Consider the following 22,302-nt stretch of genomic DNA (forward strand, 5'->3'; position numbering starts at 1 on the left):
GGCACCGCCTGCGAGAGGACATCCTGTGCGACTGACGACGCTACGGCTGGATGGCGCGGAGCCCGGGGCGCTGGTGCGCCCGGGCGGCGCGGTGCCGCTGCCTGCGCTCAACGAGCGCTGGAGCACCGACTGGCCGGTCACCGTGCAGGAGCTGCTCGAGCGCGGCCGGGTCGGGGAGCTGCGCGACTGGGTGGCCGGGCAGGACGCCGGCCGGCTCGACGGGTTGGCCCTGCCGCAGGACCGGTTGGTGTACGCGCCGCTCTACCGCCGGCCGCGCAAGATCTGGGGCATCGGGCTGAACTACGTCGAGCACGCCGCCGATCTGTCGGAGAAGGCGCCGTCGACCGAGCCGGCGAGCTTCCTCAAGCCCGACACCGCGATCATCGGCCCGGGCGACCCGATCCGGATCCCGCCGCAGTCGCAGCGCACCACCGCCGAGGGCGAGCTGGGCGTGGTCATCGGCCGGGAGTGCAAGGACGTCGACGAGGCCGACGCGCCCTCGGTGGTCGCCGGGTTCACCACGATCGTGGACATGACCGCCGAGGACATTCTCGAGAAGAACCCGCGCTACCTCACCCGCTCGAAGAGCTTCGACACCTTCTTCAGCTTCGGCCCCGAGCTGGTGACCGTCGACGAGGTGCCCGACGTCGACGCCCTCGAGGTGGCCACGATCCACAACGGGCAGGAGCACCGGCGCAACGTCGTCTCCAACATGACCTTCCGGCCGTGGTGGCTGGTGGCGTTCCACTCGCGGGTGATGACCCTGCTACCCGGCGACGTCATCTCCACCGGCACGCCGGGTGCGGTGCACATCCGCTCCGGCGACACCGCCGGTGTGCAGATCACCGGCTTCCGCGACCTCACCAACCCCGTGGCCTGAGCGGCCCCCCGACACGACGGAGCGCACACCGATGGACCTCGAACTGACCGGCCGGGTCGCCCTGGTCACCGCCGCCTCCAAGGGCCTGGGCCGCGCCACCGCGACGCAGCTCGCCGCCGAGGGCGCGAAGGTGATGATCTCCAGTCGCGGGGAGGAGCAGCTGGCGAAGACCGCGACGGAGATCGCCGGAGCGACCGGCGCGCAGGTCGAGTACTGCGCCGCGGACGTCGCCGACGCCGCCGACCTGGCGCGGCTGGTGGAGCAGACGCAGCAGCGCCTCGGCGGGATCGACGTGCTGGTGAACAACGCCGGAGGGCCGCCGCCCGGCGGGTTCGACGCACTGGACGACGACAGGTGGTACCTGGCGCACGACCTGAACCTGATGAGCACGGTGCGGCTGTTCCGGGCGGTGCTGCCGCACATGCGCGAGCAGAGATGGGGCCGGATCGTCACGATCGCGTCGTCGTCGATCAAGCAGCCGATCGAGAACCTGCTGCTGTCGAACACCTACCGGGTGGCGCTGCTGGGGCTGGCGAAGTCCCTGGCGGTCGAGTTCGCCCCCGAGGGCGTGCTGATCAATACCGTGGGCCCCGGCCGGATCGCCACCGACCGCGTCGCCGGCCTCGACGCCAACCGCGCCGAGAAGGCCGGCATCTCCGTCGAGGAGGTGCGCGCGCAGGCGGAGAAGGCGATCCCGCTGGGTCGCTACGGCACGGCGGAGGAGTTCGCGAAGGTCGTCACCTTCCTCGCCTCGGGCGCGAACACCTACACGACCGGCCAGAACTTCCTGGTCGACGGCGGCATGGTCAAGGCGATCTGAGGAGCCATCTGATGCGTATCGCCCGCTACACCCCGGCTGCCGGCGGCCCGGCGTCCTACGGCCTGGTCGAGGGAGAGGGGGACGACGCCGTCGTCGTCCGGCTCGACGGCTCGCCCTTCGACGGTGTCCGGACGACGGACGAGCGGACGCCGCTCTCGCAGGTGCGCCTGCTGGCCCCGGTCGAGCCGAGCAAGGTGCTCTGCCTGGGCCGCAACTACGCCGAGCACGCCAGGGAGCTGGGCAACGAGGTGCCGGAGATCCCGGTCGTCTTCGCCAAGTTCTCGACCTCGGTGGTGGGGCCGGCCGCCGAGGTGCCGTATCCGCCCGACACCCAGAACCTCCACTTCGAGGGCGAGCTGGCCGTCGTCATCGGCAGGGAGTGCACCCGCGTGCCGGCCGAGGGCGTCGCCGACGTCGTCCTCGGTTACACCGTCGCCAACGACCTGACGTTGCGGGACATGCAGCGCGCGGAGAAGCAGTGGACCCGGGCGAAGGGCTTCGACCGTTCGTGCCCGCTGGGCCCGTGGGTGGAGACCGACGTCGACCCGGCCGGGCTGCCGCTGCGGACCACCGTCAACGGCGAGGTGCGCCAGGACGGCACGACCGCCGACATGCTCCTCGACGTCGCCGCGTGCGTGTCGTGGGTCAGCCAGACCATGACCCTGCTGCCCGGCGACGTGGTGCTCACCGGGACCCCGGCCGGCGTCGGCGCGCTGCAGGCCGGCGACGAGGTGACCGTGAGCATCGAGGGCATCGGGTCGCTGTCGACCCGCATCGTCGCCGGCTGAGAGGCGCCGGCCCGATCCCGGGGTCCTCCCTCTGGTGCCTTGCGCGCGCGACAGGCACCTAGCGCGCGACAGGCACCTGAGGGGCCTCGAGGGTCAGCTGCGCACGGGCAGTCCCAGAGACTGCGCCCACAGCCTCGTCATCGTCGCCACCAGGCGCTCCTCCTCGAACCCGCCGTCGAGCACCAGCCAGTAGTGCACCAGCCCGTTGACCATGGCGACGAGGGCGTGCGCGCTGTACTCGGCGTCGAGGTCGGCGGCGACCAGGCCGTCGCGCTGCAGCTGCTCGATGCTGTGCCGCACGCGGCCGACCATCCGTTCCCGCGCTGCCTGGCGCAGGGCCCGCACCTCCGGGTCGAACGTGGTCACCTGCTCGAACAGCGCCATGAGCGCGGTGTTCTGCAGGTACATGGCGACGAACCGGCGGTTGGCCCGCTCGATGCGGTGCACCGCGGTCTCCTCGGGCCGGCCGTCCGGGGGGCCGTCCTCGCCGCGGGTGCCCATCGAGGCGTAGAGCTCGTCCATCGTCTCGGCGAGCAGCGCCCGGAAGACGGCGGTCTTGGAGCCGAAGTAGGTGTAGAAGCTGCCGTGCGCCACGCCGGCCGCCGCGGAGATGTCGGTGACCCGGGCCTCGAGGAAGCCGTCGCGCTCGAACACCTCGCGGGCGGCGGCCAGCAGCCGGGCCCGCATCCGGCGGCCGCGCTCGGTCGTCGGGAGGGCGGCCGGGACGGGCCCGGCCGGCCCGCTCGCCGGTTCCGATGCTGGGGGCACGGACACCTCCTGGCCCTGTTGTTGACATCGACGTCGGTGTCAACTTAGCTGCTGTCCAGCCCACCTGTCGTCCCTCCGAGGAGGCGTTCGCCCCGATGACCGCGCCGACGACGGACCTGCACGACGACGGGCTGCAGGCGCTGCTGCGGCCCCGGGGGATCGCGCTGCTCGGCATCTCGGGGCGGTCAGAGAACCTGATGTCCCGGCCGCTGCGCTACCTGGTCGAGCACGGCTACGAGGGCGGCATCTACCCGGTCAACCCAAACTACGACGAGCTGGTCGGGCAGCGCTGCTACCCGACGCTGGCCGACGTCCCGGGCCCGGTCGACCTGGTGCTCGTGCTGGTCGCCGCCGACCGGGTGGAGGACGCGATCCGGCAGTCCGCCGCGGTCGGCGCCAAGGCCGCCGTCGTCTACGCCTCCGGGTTCGCCGAGGTCGGTCCGGAGGGAGTGGCCCTGCAGCAGCGGCTGGCGGCGGTGGCGCGGGACACCGGCGTCCGCGTCGTCGGCCCGAACTGCCAGGGCTTCCTCTACGCGCCCACCGGCGTGGTGGCCACCTTCACCGCCGCCGCCGACCGGCCGCTGACCTCCGACAGCGGGGTGGCCTACGTCGGGCAGAGCGGCGCCGTCGGCGGCTCGGTGCTCGACCTGGCCACCGACATGGGGCTGGGCCTGGCGGCGTGGTTCAGCACCGGCAACCAGGCCGACCTCGATCTTTCCGAGGTGTCGATGCACCTGCTGGCCGACCCGACGGTGCGGGTGCTGATGCTCTACGTGGAGGCCACCGGCGACGGCGCGGCCTACGCCGAGCTGGCCCGCCGCGCGCAGGAGGCCGGCAAGTCCCTGGTGGTGCTGCGCTCGGGCCGTTCCAGCGCCGGGCGCCGGGCGGTGGCCAGCCACACCGGCTCGATGCTCGGCGACGACGTCGCCTTCGTGCTCACCTCGCAGAAGTACGGCGTGGTGCTGGTCGACGACATCGACGAGCTGCTCGCGGTCGCCGCGGTACTGGCCGCCGGCAGGCCGGCGGAGGGGCCGCGGGTCGCCGTCGTCACCACCTCGGGCGGGGCCGGCAGCCTGGCCGCCGACCAGTGCGAGGACGTCGGCCTGCAGCTGCCCGAGCTGTCGGCCGCGACCCAGGCGCGGCTGCGCCCGCTGATCCCGGCCTTCGGCGCCCTGGCCAACCCGGTCGACGTCACCGCGCAGCTGTTCAACCGGGGCGCGCACGCCTTCGGCGACGTCTGCCGGATCATCGCCGAGGACGACGCGGTCGACGTCGTCGCCGTCCTGGTGACGATGGTCGTCGGGGACGCCGGCGCCCGGCTGGCCGAGGACCTCGTCACGACCGCCGCCCAGCTGTCCTGCCCACTGCTGGTCGGGTGGATCGCCGGGCAGGAGCTCACCGTCGAGGGCCGCCAGGTGTTCCGCGAGGCCGGCGTCCCGGTGTTCGGCTCGGTCGGCGACCTGGCCCGCGTCGCCGCGCGGCTGGCCCCGCCGCGGCACCGGGGCACCCCCCCGCCGCTGCCCGCGGCGCCCGACGTCCCGGCCGGCGAGGTGCGCGCGCTGCTCGAGGCCCCGGTGGTGGACGGCGCGGCGCTGCTGCGGGCGATCGGCATCGCGCAGCCGTCGTCCACGCTCGTGACCACCCCGGAGGCGGCGCGCGAGGCGGTCGCCGCGCTCCCCGGCCCGGGCGTGCTCAAGCTGGCCGCCGCGGACCTGGCGCACAAGAGCGAGGTCGGCGGGGTGCGGGTCGGCGTCGGCCCCGACGAGGCCGCCGCCGTCTTTTCCGAGCTCATGGACGCCGCGCAGCGGCACCACGTCCCCGGCGTGGAGGGCGTGCACGTGCAGGAGCTCGTCCCGCCGGGCACCGAGCTCATCCTCGCCGTGACCGCCGGGCGGGACGGCTTCCCGCCGGTGGCCACGGTCGGCCTGGGCGGGGTCACCACCGAGCTGTACCGCGACCTCGCCTCGGCGCTGGCGCCGGTGGAGCCTGCGGAGGCGTGGGCCATGCTGCGCCGCCTGCGCGCCTGGCCGCTGCTGGCCGGCTTCCGCGGCGCCGAGCCCGCCGACGTGCCGGCCGCGGTCGACGCGGTGGTGCGGCTGTCGCAGGCCGCGGTGGCCGCCGGCGACCGGCTGGCCGAGTTCGAGGTCAACCCGCTCATCGTCGCGCCGCGCGGGCGGGGCGCCACCGCCGTCGACGTCCTGGTGCGCACCACCGGCTCGCGGGAGCCGGTCGGCGAGTAGGCAAGCTCTGCCCCGGGCCCCGAAGGCCCGCATCCCCGAACCCCAGCAGAGAGGCAGGACACCCCCCGTGGGACAGATCCAGTTGGAGCGGCACGGCGGCGTCGCCGTGTTCACGGTCGACTCGCCCGAGGTCAAGAACGGGCTCACCCCGGAGATGGGGCTGCAGCTGTCGGAGCTCTGCGACGAGGTCGACGCCGACCCGGCGATCGGCGCGGCCGTCGTCCGCGGCGCCGGCGGCACCTTCTGCTCGGGTGCCGACCGCCGGCGCTGGACGCCGGGCAGCGACCAGGCCGAGGACAAGACCTACAAGGAGCTCGGCGCGGTCTACACCGCCTTCCGCCGGGTGGGCACCCTGCAGGTGCCGACGATCGCCGCGGTGCGCGGCGCCGCGGTCGGCGCCGGGATCAATCTGGCGCTCTCCACCGACCTGCGGATCGTGTCCGAGAACGCCCGGCTGCTCGCCGGGTTCCTGCGGATCGGTCTGCACCCGGGCGGCGGCTACTTCACGATCAGCTCCCGGACGGCGGGTCGCGAGGCCACCGCCGCGATGGGCCTGTTCAGCGAGGAGGTCGACGGCGTCCGCGCCGCCGAGATCGGCCTGGCCTGGAAGGCGGTGCCCGACGACCAGGTCGAGGACCTCGCCCTGGAGCTGGCCGGCCGCGCCGCCAAGGACCCGGAGCTGGCCCGCGAGGCGGTCCGCTCCTTCCGCACCGAGGCCGGCCCGCCCGGGATCGGCTGGGAGGCCGCGCTGCACTTCGAGCGGGCCACCCAGATGTGGTCCCAGCGGCGGCGCGAGACCGCCTGACCCGACCTCCCGCCGGGCCGGCGACGAGGCCGGCCCGGCGGGACACCCCTGGAGGGATGCCATGCAGTTCGCCCCCACCGTGCTCACCCCGGCCGAGGAGGCGCTGCGCGCGGAGGTGCGCGAGTTCCTCGCCGCCGAGCTGCCCGCCGACCACCGCCCCGCGCTCGGCTTCGCCGGCCGGCACGACCCGCACTTCTCCCGCACGCTGGCCGAGCGCGGCTGGGTCGGCATGGCGATCCCGCCCGAGTACGGCGGGCACGGGCGCAGCGCCGTCGACCGGTTCATCGTCGCCGAGGAGCTGCTCGCCGCCGGCGCTCCCATCGGGGCCCACTTCGTCGCCGACCGGCAGACCGCGCCGGCGCTGCTGCACTTCGGCACCGAGGAGCAGCGCCGGCGGTTCCTCCCCGGCATCGCCGCGGGCGAGGTCTACTTCTCGCTCGGCATGAGCGAGCCCGACTCCGGCTCCGACCTCGCCTCGGTGCGCACCCGCGCCACCCGGACCGACGGCGGCTGGACGGTCACCGGCACCAAGGTGTGGACCAGCGAGGCCCACAACAACCACTTCTTCGCAGTCCTCTGCCGGACCTCCCCGATGGAGGAGGGCAGCAAGCACGCCGGCCTCTCCCAGCTGATCGTCGACCTGCACGCGCCCGGGGTCACCGTCTCGCCGATCCCGTACCTCGACGGCAGCCACCACTTCAACGAGGTGGCGCTGGAGGAGGTGTTCGTGCCCGGCGACATGGTGCTCGGCGAGCTGGGCAGCGGCTGGCGGCAGGTGACCAGCGAGCTGGCCTACGAGCGCAGCGGCCCCGACCGCTGGCTCTCGACCTTCCCGGTGCTGCGCGAGTGGCTGCGCGAGCGCCCCGATCTCACCGACGCCGACGCCGCCGTCCTCGGCCGGCTGGCCGCCCGCGCCCGCGCGATCCGGCACCTGTCGCTGTCGGTCGCCCGCTCGCTCGACGCCGGGGAGGCGCCGGCGGTCGAGGCGGCGTTGGTCAAGGAGGTCGGCACCCGCTTCGAGCAGGACCTCGTCGAGGCGCTGCGCGACGCCGCCGAGACCGAGCTCGACCAGGGCTCGGGATCGCTGTTCCGGGCGCTGCTCGCCGAGGCCGTGCTGACCTCGCCGTCGTACACGCTGCGGGGCGGCACCACCGAGATCCTCCGCTCCGTCGCCGCGAAGGGGTTGGCCTCGTGAACGAGTTTGCGAGTTCACCGGGGAGCACAGCAGCGCCGCGAACGCAGCCGACGAGCGCCAGCGAGGAGGGCAAGTGAGCGACGACCGCACGATGCTCACCGAGGTCGCGACCGGCCTCTTCCGCGACCTGTGCACGCCCGAGGACGTCGTCGCCGCGGAGCCGACCGGCTGGAGCGAGCGGCTGTGGACGGCCCTGAGCGAATCCGGCTTCCCCGCGGTATCGGTGCCCGAGGAGGCCGGCGGCTCCGGCGGGGACGTCGCCGACGCCTGCGCGCTGCTCACCGTCGCCGGCCGGTTCGCCGCCCCGGTGCCGCTGGCCGAGACCGGGCTGCTCGGCGGCTGGGCGCTGGCCGCGGCCGGGCTGGAGCTGCCCGAGGGCCCGGTGTCGGTGGCCGTCGACCGGCCGGACGACGCCGTCGAGCTCACCGGCGGGCGGTTCTCCGCGCGGTTGTCCCGCGTGCCGTGGGGCAGGCGGAGCACCCGGGTGGTCGCGTTCGCCGAGAGCGGCGGGCAGCGGTTCGTCGTCTCGGCGCCGACCGCGGCCGCGACCGTCACGCCCGGCCGCAACCTCGCCGCCGAGCCGCGCGACACCCTCGTGTGGGACGACGTCGAGCTCGCCGACGATGCCCTGGCGCCGGCCCCGACCGGGGTGGACACCGAAGCGCTGCGGCTGCGGGGGGCGCTGGCCCGCTCCGCGCAGATCGCCGGCGCGCTGGCACGGGTGGCCGAGCTGACCGTCCGCTACACCGGCGAGCGACAGCAGTTCGGCCGCGCAGTGGCCCGCTTCCAGGCGGTGCAGGCGCACCTGGTGACGATCGCGGAGGAGGCGGAGCTGGCCCGGCTCGCCGTCGAGGTGGCCGCGCTCAACGCCCGACCCGACCCGTCGTTCCCCGACGTCGCGGCGGCCAAGAGCGCGGCCGGCGAGGCGGCGACGATCGCGGCGCGGGCGTCCCACCAGGCGCACGGCGCGATCGGCATGACCAAGGAGTACGAACTGGGGCAGCTGTCCCGTCGGCTGTGGTCGTGGCGCGACGAGTTCGGCGGCGAGCGGCACTGGAGCCGGGAGCTGGGCCGGCAGCTGGCCGCCGAGGGTGCCGACGCGCTGTGGCCCCGGATCTCCACCGGGCTGGTGGGCGCGTGACCACCGACTGGGACGTCGTCGTCATCGGCGCCGGCATCGCGGGGTTGACCGCCGCGCGGGTCGCCGCGGAGCGGGGCCTGCGAGTGGTGGCCCACGACCGGATGAGCCCCGGCGGGCAGCTGGTGAACCTCACCGCGCTGCACGATTTTCCGGTGCCGTCGGGGCCGGAGCTGATGACCACCCTCACCGCCGCGGCCGAGGCGGCCGGCGTCCGGATCGGATACGCGGAGGTGACCCGGGTGCGCCCGGGGACGCCGGTGCGGCTGGAGACGTCCGAGGGCGAGGTGACCGCGGAAGTGGTGGTCGTCGCGGCCGGGCTCGGCCCCGGGCGGCTGGGGCTGCCCGGGGAGGAGGCGCTCGTCGGCCGCGGCATCTCCACCTGCGCCGGCTGCGACGGGCCGCTGTTCCGCGGCCGCCCGGTCGCCGTCGTCGGCGACGACGAGTGGACGGCGGAGGAGGCGCTCGAGCTGGCCGGCTACGCGTCGGCGGTGACCGTGCTGGTGCCGGGCTCCCCCCGCTGGTCGGCGGAGCGGGCCGAGCGGCTGGCGGCGGTCGAGACGGTCGAGGTGGTGACCGGTGCGACGGTGACCGCGCTGCGCGGCGAGGGCGTGCTGTCCGGCGTCGCCGTCCGTACCGGGGACGCGGAGCGCGAGCTGGCGGTCGCCGGGGTGTTCCCGTTCGTCGGCCGCCGCGGGCCCGAGGGCCTGGTCGACGGGCTGCCGACCGACGAGGACGGCCGGCTGGTCCCCGACGACGAGGTCCCCGGGCTGCTGGTGGCCGGCGACGCGCGGGCCGGCGCGGAGCAGTCACTGGCCGCCGCCGAGGCCGACGGGCGCGCCGCCGGGGAGGCCGCCGCGCAGGCGCTGGCGGCCACGGCCGGGTCGCTGCGGATCGTCGACCCGACCTACGGCCTGCCGCCGGAGGAGGACGACGCAGCCGTCGTCGCCGGGAGCACGGCGACCTGGACCGACGTCGCGCTCTTCACCAACTCCAAGCCGAACGCGACCGAGCTGCTGCGCGGACTGGGCGGGCGGCTGCAGGCGCACTGGGAGCTGCCGGAGCTGGGCTTCGCGGCCAAGGACAACGCCTCGGTGCCGGCCGACAAGGACACCATCGACTGGCTGTCGCAGCGCTTCAAGATGGTGCTGGTGGCGGTCGGCGACTAGGGCTCGTGCTCGTCGTGGAGTCTCCACGACTCGGTGGAACTGGAGAAGCGCGGCGTCGCGGCACCGCTGGTGGTGACCGAGACGTTCCTGCCGCTGGTGCAGGCGCAGGCCCAGGCGCGGCGGGTGACCCCGCGGTTCCTGGTGGTGCCGCACCCGGTCGGCGGGCTGAACGAGGCGGAGCTGGCCGGCCGGATCGACGGCGCGGCGGCGGAGCTGCTGCGGATGGCCGACGAGGCGAGGGGGCGCCCGTGACTGCGGGAGTGCTCGACCTGCCCGGGGTCACGGAGGAGAGCTGGCAGGAGGAGGCGTACCGCCGCGGCTGGGGCGACGGGCTGCCGCTGGTGGCCCCGACCCCGGCCCGGGTGGAGGCGGCGCTGGCCGCGCTCGACGGCATCGACCTGGAGTTGGGGCCGCTGCCGCCGTCCGGGCTGGCGCCGAGCCGGGAGAGCTTCGCAGCGAACGCGGTGATGGCCGGCTGCCGGCCCGCGGACCTGCCGGTGGTGCTCGCCGCCGTCCGCGCGCTGCAGGCGCCCGAGTACAACCTGCACGGCGTGCTGGCCACGACCCACCCGTGCGCGCCGATGGTCGTGGTCAACGGCCCGGTGCGCGGCGAGCTGGGGATCAACTCGAGCGCCAACTGCCTCGGGCAGGGCACGCGGGCCAACGCCGTCATCGGCCGGGCGGTGCAGCTGGTCACCACGCACATCGGCGGTGCACGGCCGGGGGTCATGGACCGGGCGACGCAGGGCGGGCCGGCGAAGTACTCGTTCTGCTTCGGGGAGAACGAGGAGGAGAGCCCGTTCCCGCCCTTCTCGGTGCGCCGCGGCTACGCGCCGGGGGAGTCGGTGGTGACGGTCGCGGCCACCGAGGGTCCGCACAACGTCAACGACCACGGCGGGACGACGGCCGAGGACCTGCTGCTCACCATCGCCGGGACGATGGCCCAGCCGGGGTCGAACAACGTGTACGTAAAGGGGCCGCACTTCCTGGTACTGGGCCCGGAGCACGCGGCGACGTTCGCCCGCGACGGGTGGACGGCGGAGGCGGTGCGGGACGCGCTGTGGGAGCGGGCGCGGATCCCGGTGTCGCAGGTGTCGGAGGCCAACCGGCGCCAGTTCGAGGACTGGGGCGTGGTACCCGACGGCGACGCGTTCACCGTCAGCACCGGCCCGGAGATGCTGCACGTGCTGGTGGCCGGGGGAGCGGGGAAGCACTCGGTGTGGATCCCGTCGTTCGGCGCGACCGCGGCGGTGTCGCGCCCGGTGCCCCGCTCGCCCGTGAACCGTGCCTGACCTGCCGCTGTTCGGTCCGGACGCCGACCCGGCGGAGGCGCTGGCCGACCTGCTCGCCGCCGGGCTCGGCGACGGGCTGCCGGTGGTGCCGCCGTCGGCGGCCCGGCTGGCTGCCATGGTGGCCGGGGTCGGCGGTCCGGACGCCGTCCTCGGCCAGGTGCCGCCGCTGTTCGGTGACCTGACCGTGCGGGCGGTGGCCTGGTACGCGGTGCTGGCCGGGTGCCGGCCGGCCGAGCTGCCGGTGGTGGTGGCCGCGGCGCGGGCCGCGCTGGAGCCGGAGTTCAACCTGCTCGGCATCGCGACCACGACCGGATCGCCCGCGGTGGCGGTGCTGGTGCACGGGCCGGTCGCGTCGTCGCTGGGGCTGACGCCCGTCGGCGGGCTGGGGCCGGGAGCGCGGGCCAACGCCTGCGTCGGGCGGGCGGTGGCGCTGGCGCTGGCCGGCATCGGCGGCGCGCGGGCCGGCCTGACCGACATGGCGACGATCGGACAGCCGGGGAAGTACACGTTCTGCACCGCCTCGCTGCCGGGGCCGTTCCCGCCCCTGGCCGCTGGGGACGCGGTGACCGTCGTCGGGGCGAGCGGGGTGGTGGAGGTGCTGCCCGCCTCCGGGTACCGGACACCCGCCGAGGTGCTCGCGCCCGCCGCCGCGGCGTTGGCCGGGGTCGCGCTGGCCGCGGGTGACCCGACCCGCTTCCGGGACGGCGAGCAGTTCCTGCTGCTGCCGCCCGAGCTGGCCGGGTTCCTCGACGCGCACGGCTGGGCCGGGGAGCGAGCGGCGGAGTTCCTGTTCGCGGAGGGCAACGCCCTGCTGGCCGCGGCTGCCGCACGGCTGTCCGAGGTGTCCTCGGCCTACGCGGCGGGTGACCTGCGGGTGGCCGCCTCGGCGGACGACGTCCGGGTCGTCGTCACCGGCGGTCTGGGCGTCAAGATGGCCCTGTTGCCCACCTGGATGGGCGGCACCCGCTCGGTCACAGCCGCCGTCCGCGCGTTGCATGACCTGACCCCGTGACGGGCAGTTCCCTCTGGGACGACGACCGAGTCGAGGAGGGCACGGATGCGTAGGACACGGCGGTGGCTGGCCGGAACGGTGCTGGCGGTCGGCCTGGGGCTGACCGGCTGCGCGGCGGGCGAGGAGGCGGACCCGCCGGGCGACGCGGTGCCGGGCGAGGAGGCCGACACCGCGGAGGACCCGGATCCGGTCGATGGCGGCGAGGAGGACCCGGACGGCATCGATCCCGGAACCGGTGGCATCGACGACGACGACGACACGGACGACAACAGCAACTGAGTTCACCCGGCGGGCTCCGCGGCGCCGGGCGCCGCACCGGCCGGCGGGCCGCTCCGGCGGCGACCCGTCCCGGCGCGGCCTGGTCATCTGCGAGCCCCCGCCGCGGTCATGGGCGACCGCAGACGCGGCATTCCCCGTCCTGCGTGCGGATGTAGTGGTCGAGCGGTCCAGGGCGGAGTCGCCGGCCCCGACGAGGAGCCGCCGATCGCCGGGACGACGACCCGTCAGCAGGCCGGCGGTCGTGACGCAGGTGACCGTCACCAGGATCGCGCGTCGCCGGGGTCGGTGCCTGCCGCGCCGACGGGTGTCGGGAAGGGCGGCGGCCGAGCGCGAGTGAAGAGGGCACCGGAACCTCTGCGGGAGGTGGCGTCGTCACGTGGCCACCGTGGCGGCCGGTGCGGTCAGGACGACGAGTCATCCCCAGGCGCCGACATGTCGGCAGGACAGCGCGGGGTCGACCAGCGAGAGCCGCACCCGCTCCTGCTCCAGCCGCACCGATGGTCCGAGCGCGTCGGTGACCAGGTCGGTGTAGAGCTCGGCCTCGTCGTCGGTCAGCCGGTCGAGCCGTTCGGCGGTCGGACTGGCCTCGCGGACCCACTGGGTCGGGTGGGCGAGCAGTGTGGCGCGGTCCATGAGCAGGGAGCGGGCGTGCGGGAAAGCGGCGCGCAGCCGGTCGAGGATGGCGAAGCCGTGGGTGTCGATGTCGCCCCAGTAGCGGAGATCGCGGTCGACCAGCCAGCGCAGCGGCGCCAGTCGGCCGGCCGCGTAGCCGCCGCCGAAAACCACCGCGGTGCCGGGCCGAGCCGGTATCGCCAGGTAGGTGATCTCGTTCTCCACGACCACGACGGTGTCCGCAGCCAGCGGCGCGCCCGTCAGCTCCTCGACGCGGACGGCGATCTCGGTGAACGGCCCGCCGTGTCCGGGAGGGAGCCGCACGCGGACGTGGTCGGGCTTGCTGCGGAATCCGTGCCGGCCGGCGAAGTCCGACCGCGGACGGCCGGCATCGATCCGTTCCGGGGAGAGCTGGCGTTCCAGCAGATCGGTCAGCAGGCCGCGGTTCGCCTCGACGAACTTGGTGTCGACCCCGGGGACGTCGATCTCGCGCAGGTAGCTGCCCGGGCGGGCCTCCCGGTCGATCCAGAGCACGGTGGTGAGCAGCAGGTCCCAGTCGTCCGCGGCGACGAGGACGCGCATCGGGTGCGCGGTCATCCACTGGGCCAGCGCCGGCGCCCGCGTACGGGTTGCGGCCAGCCGGGCGTCGAACGCCTCGACGTCACGGCGCACGCCGAGCACGGCGACCAGGTCGGTCCAGCTGTCGACGGCGACGCGCGCCGGTAGCCGGTTGACCCCGATCAGTCGACCACCGACCGGCGCCTCCGCCACCCGCACGCCCCGAGGGACCGCCGTCCAGCCGGCCCGCCAGGCGCGGACCTCGTCGAAGCGGTCGCCGATGTCGCGCGGCCCGGGTCCGCGGATGGGCAGGTCCAGCGGCGCGAAGGGCTGGCCCGAGGCGTGGGCGGTGAGGAAGTCGCCGCGGTCCCACCGGCGGCGCAGCCGGTCGCGGACGCCGGGCCACGTCGTCCACTCCGGCCGTTGCTGCGCCCGCGCCGGCACGTCAGCGTCCGCCGCCGGCGGCCCGGCGCAGCGCCTGCTGCTCGCGGTACTCCTCGATGGTCAGGCTCTGCAGCCGCGAGTAGTTGCCCGCCGGGTTGTCGACGAAGCCGACGGCGGCCACGTGCGGCTCGATCACGTGGATCTTCTGCAGCGGCGTGACGATGAGCAGCTGCAGCCCGAGCCGGGTGAACAGGGTGAGCGCGAAGCGGGTGGACTCGTCGGAGCCGCGGCCGAAGGCCTCGTCGATGACGACGAATCGGAAGGTCTTCGATCGGGCGGCGGCCGGGTCGAGCCGGAACTGGTAGGCAAGCGAGGCGGCGAGGATGGTGTAGGCGAGCTTCTCCTTCTGCCCGCCGGACTTCCCGCCGGAGTCGCTGTAGGTCTCGTGCTCGGCGTCGTCCTCCCGCCAGCGCTCCGAGGCGGTGAAGACGAACCAGTTGCGGACGTCGGTGACGAAGCGGGCCCACTGGCGGTCGGTGTCGGCGTGGCCCGGGCGGCCGCGGAGCCGCTCGACGATCGCCTGCACCTGCAGGAAGCGCTGCTCGGAGTACTGGTCGTCGCCGTCGGCGAGCGCGTCGTCGGTGCAGGCCCGCAGGTCCCGCTTGAAGTCCTTCACGTCGGGGCGGGGGGTCGGCTGGGAGTCCAGGCGGATGTAGCGGCCGGGGTTGTAGTCGATGTCGACCAGTGAGGCGTTGATGGTGGCCACCCGCTGGGTGATGAGCTCGGCGCGCCGGTTGAGCTCGGCGAGGAAGCCGGCGATGTCGCGGATGGTGTTCTCGTTCAGGTACTGCTTGAAGGTGGCCTCGAAGCGGGGCAGGTCGTCGCCGGTCAGCCGGGCGTGCAGGGCCCGGAACTCGCCCGTGGCGGCGATGGAGGCGTCCATCTCGGCGGTCTCGGTGGGGTGGTCGCGGCGGAAGTCGGCCATCTTCCGCACCAACCGGGTCTCGGCGTTCGCCTGCCGCGTAGCCCGGTGCTCCCGCTCCCGGGTGAGCTGCCGGGAGAGGGTCTCCTCCAGTGCGTCGACCTCGTCGAGGGAGTCGGGCGGCCCGCCGTCGCCGCGCAGGGCCGCGGCTCGCGCGTCGAGTGCGGCCAGGTGGTCGGCCGGCACGGAGGCCGCGGCCTCGAGCCGGGCGGCGACGGCGGCGGCCCGCTGTTCGGCCTCGGTCAGTTCGCTGCGGTGCCCGCCGCGCCGCTGTTCGCAGGCCGACCGCTGCTCGTCGGCGAGCGTGATGGCCTCGCGCACCGCGCCGAGCTCGCGGTCGATCCGGTCCAGCACGCCGGAGGCGGCCAGCAACCGCTCGCGCTCGGCGGCGAGGTCGGCGATCCGCCGGACGCACGCCTCCCAGTCCAGCTCGGCCCAGCTGTCGAAGACGTCGAGCTTGCTCAGCGTGCGGTCCCGCTCCGTCGCGGTGTCGTACCCGGCCCGGGTCCGCGTGCGCTCCTCGGCCAGCCGGTTGAGCCGCTCCTGCACGGTCTGCGCCTGGGCGAGCAGCGCCCGGACCTTGTCCTCGTTGGTCCAGCCGAGCACGTAGGAGCGGCGGTCGTCGATGCGGGTGGCGTCGTTCTTCTCGTGCCGGCCGCCCGGCTCCTTGACCTGACCGGCGCGGGTGACCGCCTTCGGGGTGCGCTGGAACTCCTCGATGGAGACCACGCACTCGTGGTCGGCCCGCCGGGCGAGCTGGGCCTCGACCCACGACGCCAGCGGCGAGTCCTTCACCTCCAGCCTGGCGGCCAGCGACCCGGCCGACGGCAGCGCCGGAACGGCGGACATGCGGGCGGGAACGCGGTAGTACACCAGCCGGGCGCCCAGATGGTGGGCGTCGATCCAGCGGGAAACCACCGGGTAGTGCTCATCAGGCACCAGCAGGGAGAGGGCGAAGCCGCGCAGCAGCCGCTCGGCGGCGCCCTCCCACTCCCGGTGGGCTTCGCCGACCTGGATCAGCTCGCCGGCGAAAGGGAGCGCGGCACCGGGGACGCCGAGTTCGGTGACCAGCCGCTGCCGCAGCTCCAGGCTCTGCCGCGGCAGGCTGCTGCTGCGGCCCCGGAGGCTGGCCAGCTCGGCGCGCAGGTCGTCGGACTCGGTGCGCAGGCCGTCCTCGGCGACGGCGAGCTCGCTGAGCCGGTTCTGCGCGTCGGCGGCGACGGTCGCCGCGCGCCGGCCGGCCTCGGCGACCTCGGCCCGCCGGGCGGCGAAGGTTCCCTCGTCGGCGACCGGGTCCAGTCCGGCGGCGGCGAGCAGTCCGGCGAAGGTCGAGGCCTTGGCGCGACGGGCGTCGCGGACCCGCTCCTCGACCGCGACGAGCTCGTCGATGCGGGCCAGCCGGTCGCCCCCGTGACCCGCGCGCTCGACGATCAGCTGCCCTTCCCGCGAACGGGAGCGGGTGAGGTCGTCGGCGAGCCGGGCGAGCTCCCGGTCGTCGTCCTCGACCGCCTGGCGCAGCCGCTCGATGCGGCGGGCCAGCAGGCCGGCGCGCAGCCGGGCGGTGTGCACCGGCAACGCGTCGCGCTGGGCGCCGAGCGCGGCGATCTCGCCACCGAGCCGCTCGTGCGTGTCGGCGTCGGCGAGCAGGGGGCGCAGCTGCTCCAGCTGGCTGCGGGCGCGGACGACGGATTCGTGCGCCCGGGTCAGGTCGTCGAAGTGGGCGACCAGCCGGTCGATCCAGCCGGCGGCGTCGAACGGCTCCAGCATGTGGCTGCGGACGAAGCCGTTGAGGTCGCTGACCGCCTTCATCGACACGGTCTGGTGGAACAGCTCGAGCGCCTGCTCGGAGTCGATGCCCAGGCGGCGGCGGTAGTCGCGGCCGTAGTCGGGGAATGCGCCGAACACGCCGATTCCGGGCTGCTTCCGCAGCCGGCGCCTGAGCGCGGCGACGTCGGTGCCGAAGTCGGCGAAGTCGGCGGCGATGGACAGGTCGCGGTCGGCGGTGACGTAGAAGCGGTCGGGCTGGCCGGCCTCGCCGTCCCCCAGCCAGAAGACCTGCGCGAGGGTGACCGTGGCGCCGTAGCCGGCGTTGGCGAACACGGCCAGCAGCACCGAGTAGGTGCTCCCGCTGCGCAGGCCGACCTGGCGGGTGCTGCCGGTGGCCTCGTTGCGCTCGGAGCGCCAGTGGCCCTGCACGTAGGAGCGCAGGCTGCGTTCGCGGGTGTCGGCGCCGGCGGCCTTGTTGTAGGAGATGCGTTGGGCGGGCAGGAGCAGGGTGGTGACGGCGTCGACGACGGTGGACTTGCCGGAGCCGATGTCGCCGGTGAGCAGGGTGTTGGCGCCGCCGGCGCGCAGCGTCCAGACGCGACGGTCGAACGTCCCCCAGTTGAGCAGTTCCAGGCGGTCGAGCCGGAACCCGGACGGCGGGGCGTCGCCGGCCGGGTCGCCGTCGAGGGCGAGGGAGACGGGTGTGGTCACGGTGCGCGGCCTCCCTCGTCGTCGGCAGCGGGATCCGGCTCCCCGCGCAGCCCTGCCGCGTAGGCGGCGAGCCGGGCGTCGAAGTCGGCCAGCCACTGGGCGTCGACGAACGCCTTGAGGATGCGGCGCACCTCCAGCGCGCCGTCCGCCCCCGGGACCCGACGGAGGAAGCCGAGCTCGACGATCTTGGTGATGTGCTGGTCGACCTGGTCGACGAGGCGGGCCTCGTTGCTGGTGGCCGGCAGGAAGACCCGCAGCATCGCCACGATCTGCTCGCGGGTGAGGACGAGCCGGCTGCCGGCGTCGGTGGCGTCGAACTCGGCCAGCCGGCGCCGCAGCAGGGCGAGCAGCAGGCTGACGTGGAAGGACAGCGAGCGGCGGGCGACGAGCCGCGGGACGGCGGGAGCTCCGTCGGGCGCGGCGTCGTCCCGCTGCCGGAGGAAGGCGTAGCCCTCGGCCTCGTCGACCACCGGGACGAGGCCGATGGCGGCCATGTAGTCACGCAGCTGGAACTGCAACGGCAGCAGGTGGCGCCACACCTGCTCGTGGGTGTCGCGGTAGACCACGCCCTTCATCAGGGAGGTGGCGACCAGCGGCAGGTCGAGCTCGGAGCGCGCGGGCGGTGCGGTCATGCGGTGGCTCCCTCGGTGACGGCTGGACCGCTGCCGACGCTAGCGAGAGGCGCCGACAGAACCGGGCACAGCCTCGCGTGTCGATGTGCGAGGGCGTGTCGCCGCGGCGGGACCGGCCACCTCGCCTCAGTACAGATCGAAGGCGGCGTGGATCGCCTCGGTCAGCGCCTCCTCCTGGTCGGGCAGCAGGAAGCCGATCTGCCGGCCGAGGGCCGAGCTCGGCACCGTGGTCACGCTGTCGCAGCTGACCACGCTGCGGTGGTCCAGTCCGTTGGCCGCGCCGACGGGCACCTCGGTCGACAGCCCGCGGATCGTGCTGGTGATCGGTGCGACGGTCACCCGGGACAGCCGTGGCCGGACCAGCTCCCGGGTGAGGACGAGCACCGGACGGGCTTTGTCGAGATGAGCCGCGTGGATCGGCCTCATCGATCCAGTTCATCCATCCGGACCCGTGCGGCGAAGCCGGCGAGGGCGTCGAGGTCGGGATCGCCCGGGGCGGTGGCAAGGATCTCGGCGTCGCGGGCGGCTACTTCTCTGCGCCGTTCACGTTCGAGGGCGCGGGTCACCACCGCGGCCCGGCTGGGCGCGCGCCCGCGCGCGACGAGGGTGTCGATGAACTCGACGATGTCGTCGGGTAGGCGTACCGCGATCTGCTTGCTCATCCCTTCACGGTACCGATTTGGGATGCAGGTTGGTACCGGATGGCTGTTGCGGCCCGGTCCGGCGGGCGTAGGTGACCCGGGGCACGGTGGCGCGGCGGGCGAGGCCGCCGCCGTCCAGCCACTCGACCCGCTCTGGGGTGTCGTCGAAGACCACGTCGAAGGCCGGGTCGCTGAGCGCCAAGTAGGTGACCAGCTCGGCCAGGCCCTGCTCCAGCGGGTGCTCGCGGACCAGTGCGGTCAGGCCGACCTGCGGCCGTTGCAGCAGCGCGCGGCGGACGTGCGCGGTGAGCGGCGCCGGGTCGACGTGGACCTGGGCGAAGAGAGCGGCGGAGTCGAAGTCGTCGTCCCCGCTCTCCAGGCCGGTGCTGTCGACGGCGGCCTTGGCCGGCGGGCTGTACAGGGGACGTTCCATCGGCAGGACGACGGTGGGGGCGAGCGCGTCCATCTCACCGGTCAGCTCGACGCGGCGCTCCTCGCGCAGCTCCAGGGCGGAGGTCTCGATGCTGCGCAGGATGTCCATGACCCGGCGGTTCTCCAGCCAGACCCGGTCGTCGAGGTAGCGGCGCAACTGCTCGGACAAGGTGCGGACGGTGGCCTGGGTGCGCTCGCCGGCGGCCAGCCACTCGTGGTGCACGGCGCGCAGGCGGTCGTCGGCGTCGTCCAGCGCGGGCAGCTCGTGGACGCGGCGGAGCAGCTCGGTGAGCTCCTCCTGGCGCGTGGGGGAGAGCAGGAAGTCGTAGAAGGCGTGGAAGCTCTTCCCCTGGTCGGAGTCGGCGATGCTGGCGCGGCCCTCGACGACCTGCTCCAGCAGCCCGCCCTTGGCGCCGTCCCAGGTGGTGATCTGCTCGCGCAGGTCCCGGTCGAGGGCTCGGAAGTTGCCCTCGACCTCGCGGAAGTCGGCGAGCAGCTCCCGGGCGGTGGCGGCGAACTGCTGGTAGCGGTCGCGTTGGGCGGCCGGGTCCATGACCGTGACCTCACCTCTGCGGACCCGAGCGATCTCGTCGTCGATCTGCTGTCGGCGGCGTTCGAGCTCGGCGAGGCGGGCGTCGGGGTCGGTCTCGGTGCCGTAGGCCATCTGGCGGAGCAGCTCGACGACGGTGTTGAGCCGGGACTCGGTGCCGACGAAGGTGCGGGCACGCAGCGACGCGCACCAGGCGACCGCCTTCTCCGTGGCCGGGGTGGCGTCGAAGTGCGGCTCGTCGGAGCCGGCCGGGTAGTACTTGCGCAGCCAGCCGGCGTCGGGCGCGGCCCAGTCGTCGAGGTACGCGCGCGGCGTGCGGGGGAACGGCGGCGGGTCCGTGCCCTCGTTCATCGCGTGGAGGACGTCGTCCAACCGCTCGGCGAGCTCGCCGGCGGGGATGCCCCGGACGTTGCCCTCGACGAAGACCTCGCCGAGGAAGCCGATGATCAGCGGCGCATGGTCGGCCCGGAGCAGGCGCCACGCCGAGCTGTGCCGCTGGAGCGCTGCCACGTCGTCGTAGTGCACTCGGCCGCTCCCTTCCCCTCCGGTCGGATCGAGACTAGGGAGGGGTGGTGACGGTTCCTGCGGCGCCGGGTGCTGCACCGGCCGTCGGGCCGCTGCGGCGGCGGCCCCGCCCGTCGGCGCCCCCCGTGACGGGCCGAGCACGAGCGTGACGCGGTCGTCTGCCGGCCGAGGCCTCGGGCTGCCGCCCACCGGTCAGGCGGTGCCCTCCGCGGCGATCAGGTCGGCGATCTCCTGCGGCCGCTGCGAGCAGTCGTCGTCCGAGGCCGGCTGGTCGGCGGCGAGCCCGGGGATGCCGGCGTCCTCGACCGGCTGGAAGCCCTGTGCCTCGATGTGCCGCGGCACCCGTGCCTGGGCGTTGAGCACGTGCGAGCGGGACAGCCAGCCCATGCCATCGGCGACGTCGAAGTCGAGGCCGCCACCGGGGGCCCGCCGGACGTGGCCCGGGGAAGGCAGCAGCCCGACCAGCTGCACGGCCTGCGCCACCGGGAGGTCCTGGGGCGGGGTGTCGAAGTAGTACCAGCTCGCTGCGCAGACGCCGTAGATCGTCGGCCCGAACTGGGCGTAGTTGACGTAGAGCTCGAGCATCCGCCGATCGTCGACCGCCAGCGCGAGCTCCGCGGCCAGCCCGGCCTCGACCGCCTTGCGCCAGGCGCTCATCTCCTGGTTGAGGAACAGGTTCTTGGCGACCTGCTGCGGGATGGTCGAGCCGGACGGGTCCTCCTGGCCGGCGAGGTGGGCCCGCGCGCGGGCGGACAGCTCGTCCCACGTGACGGCGCCGGAGCGGTAGGGCAGCTGGGCGTCCTCGTGCGCGATGACCGCGGCGAGGAAGTTGCGGGACACGTGCTCGACCGGCACCGACTGCTGGATCGCGCCGTCGGGGTTGGCCAGCATGAACGCCGTCGCCGGCGGGTCCACCCAGCGCAGCGAGAGCATGACCAGCGCCTGGACGACGGCCACCGCGGTGAGCACCCGGACGACCCGCCGGACCAGCCTCCGACGGGAGCGGGGCCGTTCCCGTCGGTCGCGTCGAAACGACCGGCGCGCGGGCTCCTCCGGCGCGGGGCCGTACCCGTCGGGCCCCGCGGCGTCGTCCCACGGGGCGTGCGGCGCGGGGACCCGCGCGGACGGGTCCACGTCGCCGTGGTCGGGTCGGCCGTCGTCGGCCCCGGCGGAAGGGTGACCTCCGGCGCGGCGGCGGACGGTCGGCCAGCGGTCCGGCCGGGCGGGGGACATGGGGCGGTGCTCTCCTGGTCGACGCGGACCGCCATCGTACGGCCGCGGAGCGTCATGGCCGGGGGGTCAGCCGACCAGCCGGGCGAAGACGATGACGTTGTCGGCGTAGTCGCCGGTCTCCTCGTCGAAGGAGCCGCCGCAGGTGATCAGCCGCAGGCCGGCGTGGTCCAGGTCGCCGTAGACGGCGTCGCTGGGAAAGGCGTCCTTCGCGTGCTCCTCGACCCGGTCGACGCGGAAGACGGCGGTGGTGCCGTCGGCGCGGTCGACCTCCACCGTGTCGCCGGCAACCAGCTCGTGCAGGCCGGCGAAGGCGCCGGGCTCGCCCTCCCAGTCGACGTGCCCGGCCAGGACGGCGGGCCCGAGCTGGCCGGGGGTGGGGCTGCGGTCGTACCAGCCGACCGGGTAGGCGCCCGGCGGGACCTCCATGGAGCCGTCCCGCTGCAGGCCCAGCTCCATCACGGCGGAGGTGACGCCGAGCGCGGGGATGCGGAGGGCCGTGGGCAGGCCGGCCGGCAGCTGCGGAGGGACGGCGACCGGCGCGACGGCCGCCGCCGCGGCTCGGGCCGGCTGCTGCGGCTGCGCCTCGGCGGTGGCCGGGACGACGCGGTGCACGGACTCGGCCGCGGGGGCTGGTCCGAGGACGACGAGGCCGACCCCGGCCGCGGCCAGGACGACAGAGGTGGCGGTCCAGGCGCGGGCCGCACGGGGCGCCCGGCGCCGGTGCCGGCCGTAGCGGGTGACCCGGGGCGGACGGGCGAGCAGCGCGTCGACGTCCGCAGGGAATGCTGTGGGAAGCGGGGGCGGGTACGTCCCGACGATGCGCACGGCGGCGTCGCCACGCCGCCGGACGGCGAGCGTGCCGCCGGCGGGCGCGGCGCCGCCCGCCCCG

General features: G+C 74.8%; 21 protein-coding genes. 12 read left to right on the plus strand and 9 right to left on the minus strand.

Annotated elements, in window-relative coordinates:
* The first annotated feature begins 25 nt into the window (after window positions 1-25).
* Genes E4P41_RS03690 through E4P41_RS03700 form a run of 3 tightly spaced genes read left to right on the plus strand, consistent with a single transcriptional unit; the run spans window position 26 to window position 2,488 of the window.
* Window positions 26-880 carry a fumarylacetoacetate hydrolase family protein gene (locus E4P41_RS03690; protein WP_135139521.1) on the plus strand — a complete coding sequence of 285 codons (855 nt, stop codon included), beginning with the start codon at window positions 26-28 and terminating at the stop codon, window positions 878-880.
* Between the two features lie 31 nt (window positions 881-911).
* A complete protein-coding gene (locus tag E4P41_RS03695) occupies window positions 912-1,700 on the plus strand; it encodes an SDR family oxidoreductase (RefSeq protein ID WP_135139522.1) in 789 nt (262 codons plus the stop codon).
* A gap of 11 nt (window positions 1,701-1,711) precedes the next feature.
* Window positions 1,712-2,488: a fumarylacetoacetate hydrolase family protein gene (locus tag E4P41_RS03700; RefSeq protein WP_135139523.1), complete on the plus strand. Its 777-nt coding sequence runs from the start codon at window positions 1,712-1,714 to the stop codon at window positions 2,486-2,488.
* Between the two features lie 93 nt (window positions 2,489-2,581).
* On the opposite strand, the gene E4P41_RS03705 is transcribed toward E4P41_RS03700, so the two are convergent.
* Window positions 2,582-3,256, minus strand: a complete 675-nt coding sequence (locus E4P41_RS03705) for a TetR/AcrR family transcriptional regulator (RefSeq protein ID WP_135139524.1) — start codon at window positions 3,254-3,256, stop codon at window positions 2,582-2,584.
* A gap of 95 nt (window positions 3,257-3,351) precedes the next feature.
* Between E4P41_RS03705 and E4P41_RS03710 the strand changes: the two genes are divergently transcribed.
* The 9 genes from E4P41_RS03710 (at window position 3,352) to E4P41_RS03750 (ending at window position 12,386) form a co-directional block, all read left to right on the plus strand.
* A complete protein-coding gene (locus E4P41_RS03710) occupies window positions 3,352-5,496 on the plus strand; it encodes an acetate--CoA ligase family protein (protein ID WP_135139525.1) in 2,145 nt (714 codons plus the stop codon).
* Window positions 5,497-5,563: 67 nt separating this feature from the next.
* Window positions 5,564-6,301 (plus strand): enoyl-CoA hydratase-related protein, encoded by a 738-nt coding sequence (locus E4P41_RS03715; protein ID WP_135139526.1) that lies wholly within the window; start codon window positions 5,564-5,566, stop codon window positions 6,299-6,301.
* A gap of 61 nt (window positions 6,302-6,362) precedes the next feature.
* The gene (locus E4P41_RS03720) at window positions 6,363-7,496 is read left to right on the plus strand and encodes an acyl-CoA dehydrogenase family protein (protein ID WP_135139527.1); all 1,134 of its coding nucleotides are present in this window, start codon (window positions 6,363-6,365) and stop codon (window positions 7,494-7,496) included.
* 73 nt (window positions 7,497-7,569) lie between these two features.
* On the plus strand, window positions 7,570-8,637 hold the full coding sequence (locus E4P41_RS03725; protein WP_135139528.1) for an acyl-CoA dehydrogenase family protein: 1,068 nt from the start codon (window positions 7,570-7,572) through the stop codon (window positions 8,635-8,637).
* Entirely contained in the window at window positions 8,634-9,803 is a 1,170-nt protein-coding gene (locus E4P41_RS03730) for an NAD(P)/FAD-dependent oxidoreductase (RefSeq protein WP_135139529.1), read from the plus strand. Before E4P41_RS03725 ends, E4P41_RS03730 begins: the two co-directional genes overlap by 4 nt.
* Window positions 9,804-9,836: 33 nt before the next feature.
* Window positions 9,837-10,055 carry a hypothetical protein gene (locus tag E4P41_RS03735; protein WP_135139530.1) on the plus strand — a complete coding sequence of 73 codons (219 nt, stop codon included), beginning with the start codon at window positions 9,837-9,839 and terminating at the stop codon, window positions 10,053-10,055.
* A complete protein-coding gene (locus E4P41_RS03740) occupies window positions 10,052-11,095 on the plus strand; it encodes a hypothetical protein (RefSeq protein WP_135139531.1) in 1,044 nt (347 codons plus the stop codon). The genes E4P41_RS03735 and E4P41_RS03740 overlap by 4 nt, the downstream gene beginning before the upstream one ends.
* Entirely contained in the window at window positions 11,088-12,107 is a 1,020-nt protein-coding gene (locus tag E4P41_RS03745; protein ID WP_135139532.1) for a hypothetical protein, read from the plus strand. The genes E4P41_RS03740 and E4P41_RS03745 overlap by 8 nt, the downstream gene beginning before the upstream one ends.
* Window positions 12,108-12,152: 45 nt before the next feature.
* Window positions 12,153-12,386 carry a hypothetical protein gene (locus E4P41_RS03750; protein ID WP_135139533.1) on the plus strand — a complete coding sequence of 78 codons (234 nt, stop codon included), beginning with the start codon at window positions 12,153-12,155 and terminating at the stop codon, window positions 12,384-12,386.
* Between the two features lie 414 nt (window positions 12,387-12,800).
* On the opposite strand, the gene E4P41_RS03755 is transcribed toward E4P41_RS03750, so the two are convergent.
* The 8 genes from E4P41_RS03755 to E4P41_RS03790 all read right to left on the minus strand — a co-directional run.
* Window positions 12,801-14,000: a DUF3322 domain-containing protein gene (locus E4P41_RS03755; protein WP_135139534.1), complete on the minus strand. Its 1,200-nt coding sequence runs from the start codon at window positions 13,998-14,000 to the stop codon at window positions 12,801-12,803.
* A 1-nt stretch (window position 14,001) separates the two neighbouring features.
* Window positions 14,002-17,400, minus strand: coding sequence for an SbcC/MukB-like Walker B domain-containing protein (locus E4P41_RS03760; protein WP_135139535.1), 3,399 nt, complete (start codon window positions 17,398-17,400; stop codon window positions 14,002-14,004).
* Window positions 17,397-18,032: a DUF4194 domain-containing protein gene (locus tag E4P41_RS03765; RefSeq protein WP_135139536.1), complete on the minus strand. Its 636-nt coding sequence runs from the start codon at window positions 18,030-18,032 to the stop codon at window positions 17,397-17,399. Before E4P41_RS03765 ends, E4P41_RS03760 begins: the two co-directional genes overlap by 4 nt.
* 126 nt (window positions 18,033-18,158) lie before the next feature.
* Window positions 18,159-18,458 (minus strand): type II toxin-antitoxin system PemK/MazF family toxin, encoded by a 300-nt coding sequence (locus E4P41_RS03770; RefSeq protein ID WP_135139537.1) that lies wholly within the window; start codon window positions 18,456-18,458, stop codon window positions 18,159-18,161.
* Window positions 18,455-18,694, minus strand: coding sequence for a YlcI/YnfO family protein (locus E4P41_RS03775; RefSeq protein ID WP_135139538.1), 240 nt, complete (start codon window positions 18,692-18,694; stop codon window positions 18,455-18,457). Before E4P41_RS03775 ends, E4P41_RS03770 begins: the two co-directional genes overlap by 4 nt.
* Window positions 18,695-18,698: 4 nt before the next feature.
* Entirely contained in the window at window positions 18,699-20,180 is a 1,482-nt protein-coding gene (locus tag E4P41_RS03780) for a DUF3375 domain-containing protein (protein WP_135139539.1), read from the minus strand.
* Window positions 20,181-20,372: 192 nt separating this feature from the next.
* Window positions 20,373-21,149 (minus strand): transglycosylase domain-containing protein, encoded by a 777-nt coding sequence (locus E4P41_RS03785; protein ID WP_245177086.1) that lies wholly within the window; start codon window positions 21,147-21,149, stop codon window positions 20,373-20,375.
* Between the two features lie 330 nt (window positions 21,150-21,479).
* A partial coding sequence (locus E4P41_RS03790; RefSeq protein ID WP_348536456.1) for a class F sortase occupies window positions 21,480-22,302 on the minus strand: 823 nt, incomplete at its 5' end.

The organism is Geodermatophilus sp. DF01-2 (assembly GCF_004571065.1).
In the GTDB taxonomy this organism is placed as follows: domain Bacteria; phylum Actinomycetota; class Actinomycetes; order Mycobacteriales; family Geodermatophilaceae; genus Geodermatophilus.

Coding starts and splice junctions, on each gene's coding strand:
- E4P41_RS03720 (WP_135139527.1), top strand. CDS start 6,363: ATGCAGTTCGCCCCCACCGTGCTCACCCCGGCCGAGGAGGCGCTGCGC.
- E4P41_RS03775 (WP_135139538.1), bottom strand. CDS start 18,694: ATGAGCAAGCAGATCGCGGTACGCCTACCCGACGACATCGTCGAGTTC.
- E4P41_RS03770 (WP_135139537.1), bottom strand. CDS start 18,458: ATGAGGCCGATCCACGCGGCTCATCTCGACAAAGCCCGTCCGGTGCTC.
- E4P41_RS03710 (WP_135139525.1), top strand. CDS start 3,352: ATGACCGCGCCGACGACGGACCTGCACGACGACGGGCTGCAGGCGCTG.
- E4P41_RS03695 (WP_135139522.1), top strand. CDS start 912: ATGGACCTCGAACTGACCGGCCGGGTCGCCCTGGTCACCGCCGCCTCC.
- E4P41_RS03700 (WP_135139523.1), top strand. CDS start 1,712: ATGCGTATCGCCCGCTACACCCCGGCTGCCGGCGGCCCGGCGTCCTAC.
- E4P41_RS03765 (WP_135139536.1), bottom strand. CDS start 18,032: ATGACCGCACCGCCCGCGCGCTCCGAGCTCGACCTGCCGCTGGTCGCC.
- E4P41_RS03750 (WP_135139533.1), top strand. CDS start 12,153: ATGCGTAGGACACGGCGGTGGCTGGCCGGAACGGTGCTGGCGGTCGGC.